At 42.5% G+C, this 2,393-nt stretch carries 3 protein-coding genes; all 3 read right to left on the bottom strand.

The annotated features are described in order from the left end of the window. On the bottom strand, positions 1-345 hold a 345-nt coding region (locus tag IQ260_RS29900; RefSeq protein ID WP_193996691.1), incomplete at its 3' end, for a hypothetical protein. Between the two features lie 41 nt (positions 346-386). Beyond that, on the bottom strand, positions 387-1,724 hold the full coding sequence (locus IQ260_RS31795; protein WP_193996690.1) for an AAA family ATPase: 1,338 nt from the start codon (positions 1,722-1,724) through the stop codon (positions 387-389). A gap of 185 nt (positions 1,725-1,909) precedes the next feature. Further along, positions 1,910-2,393 (bottom strand): Uma2 family endonuclease (locus tag IQ260_RS29890; RefSeq protein WP_193996689.1); only part of this gene is annotated, 484 nt, incomplete at its 5' end.

Genomic DNA, 2,393 nt, shown 5'->3' with positions numbered 1-2,393 from the left:
GTTGGATGATGACGGACTTGGTGCTGATAACTTATCTCCCTTCTGAAGAATCTTAACCTGATCAAGTAACTTCTCTTCATCGTCTTTATTTGTGATAAAAACGCGTATTCTGTCAGGTATCTCGGCATTTAAGCTTCTTGCCTTTAAAAATGCTTGATACTCTGAGAAATGAGAAATCAGCTTATATTCGTCAACGCCAAGAAAGCGAACGATTGGAATCGTAATCATGTCACCAAGAGTGGCTATAGAGTTAGCCGCTCTTTCTAGAAAAGAGGCATCAATGTCAGGCAAATCTTGATCGATTTGAATATTTTCAATATCGACTAACGAGGTCCCTAGCTTCATGATAAAAATCAGCAAACATCATTAAACTGGTTGTATCTTGTCTAGATACCTACACGTTGAATAATCTCATTGCCAAGCTGTTCAAATTCTTCGGCAGATTGAGAGCTAGGCTCATGATCAAAAATAGAAACTGGATCTGGAATATCCATTTCTCCTACGGGAATCGTACGCTCGATTGCTGCTGAAACGGCACGACGTTCGAAAATCCTTGACCCCAGCAAAGAAAAATTATAACGGGTTGGAATAATAGCTTCCATTTTCGGTAAGGTATATTGCTTGAATCGACTAGCTGTGCTGATTTTGGATGGTAATACTCCTAGTATCTGCAGAGGACCTTTTGAGATAGCTTCTCTGAAGTCGTTGATCTCTCCTTCAATAAAATTTCTGACATTTCTTAGCCCCTCATTTGCGAACGGCTTTAAATCAGATGGAATGATTAAATAGTCAGCACTAATGAGGGCAATTTTGGCATACAAATTGAGAGATGGAGGTGTATCAATTAATACAACATCATAACTATCCTTCACCTGATTGAGCTTAGCTTCCAAGCGAGTTAGAGAGGTTAAGGCTTCCGATAGCTCACTTTCCTTTTCCATCAACTCAATATGGCTAGGGACGACATCGAAACCTGATTTCGTAAACTCGGTTTTACGGGCAACTTCGTAAAGAGGAAACTTATTCCTCTCTAAAATAACGTGGTAGATATAGGCCTCTTTAATATCGTCTTCTAGTTCATCATGAAACTTAACTAGTCCAGCGGCAAATGTGGTATTAGCTTGGGCATCTAGATCAATCACTAAAACCCTTTTGCCTTTACGACTTAGCGCAGCCGCTAAATTCATAACCGTCGTTGTTTTGCCGACACCGCCTTTGTTGTGATAAACCGCAATTGTTTTCATATTATGTCTCCTATATTCTTTAGTAACAGATTTAGATGGTCTCGGTTTCGGTTTTGCATCCTTGCCGATGAGTTGGCGTAGTTCCTCAATATGGTTCTCAATATCGGCACCCCCAAACTCCATGACAAGTTCGAAATCAGGCTTAGACCACTCATAGATCCGTATCTTTTTTCCATTGGTGAGTAAACCATATCGTGCCTGAAACCGGGTTTGGTATTGTCTTAGTTTCCTGACATGGGGATCTAGGGAGGCTTTTGGGCCTTTCGCTTCTATGACCAGTCGAAATTTATGCTTAATTGGGAAGAAGCTGTATGCGATCGCAAGAAAATCTAGACGAAAATTACCAAGTGTTACTTCTTGGCCCCAGTCGCCAGGTGTGTACCCCAGGGCTGGTAGCAGATAATGAACAATAAATTTACTCTCTACTTCTGTCTCATTGCAGCAAAGTTCAGGATTAAAGAAATTTTTAACATCAGTCACATTAATGTAAGGCGTTACATCGACTCGGTATATTTCTGTATACAGCCTAGTCGATAGCTATCAGAAGGGTATCCGTGATTGTCGGGATGCGGTAGTATCAATAAATTACATTTGTGATGAGCGTTGTCTAAGTACTACCTGCTTGTATTCAGCTGACTCACAAATTTGACTGGCGACAGTTCTAGCTATTCCAACAGCCAGCCGAAAACGGAGGCGATTGTCAGCTTCAGCGTCTGGGCAAAATCGGGTACTGGTACACTCTGCTCTGGCTGGTCAAATGCCTGAGGTTGTTGCTCTGGCAGGCAAATAAAAACAGTTTGCTCGAATGGGTCAATCAGCCAGCCCATCTGAGTTCCGTGATTTAGGCAGTGAAGTAGATTTTTAGTCACTAGGGTTTGGCTTTGACCTGGAGAGAGAATCTCCACACTCCAGTCGGGTGCGATCTCAAATACATTAGCAATTTCGCCATTGTCATCGCGGGGAATATTGGCCCAGGCAAAGACTGACACATCGGGGATAATCGACTGGCCACCAAAGGTGCAGCGCAGCTCAGAAAAGGCACGCCCTGCTTTTTGTGGCTTGAGGGAGGCATTAACAACGCTGGCAAATTCGGTTTGAATGGTGCTGTGCTTCCGCACCGGCTTTTGGATAATTTGTCCGTTGATATAC

This window comes from Leptolyngbya cf. ectocarpi LEGE 11479 (assembly GCF_015207065.1).
In the GTDB taxonomy this organism is placed as follows: Bacteria; Cyanobacteriota; Cyanobacteriia; order Phormidesmidales; family Phormidesmidaceae; genus Leptothoe; species Leptothoe ectocarpi.
This window is presented reverse-complemented; position numbering and strand designations above follow the sequence as displayed.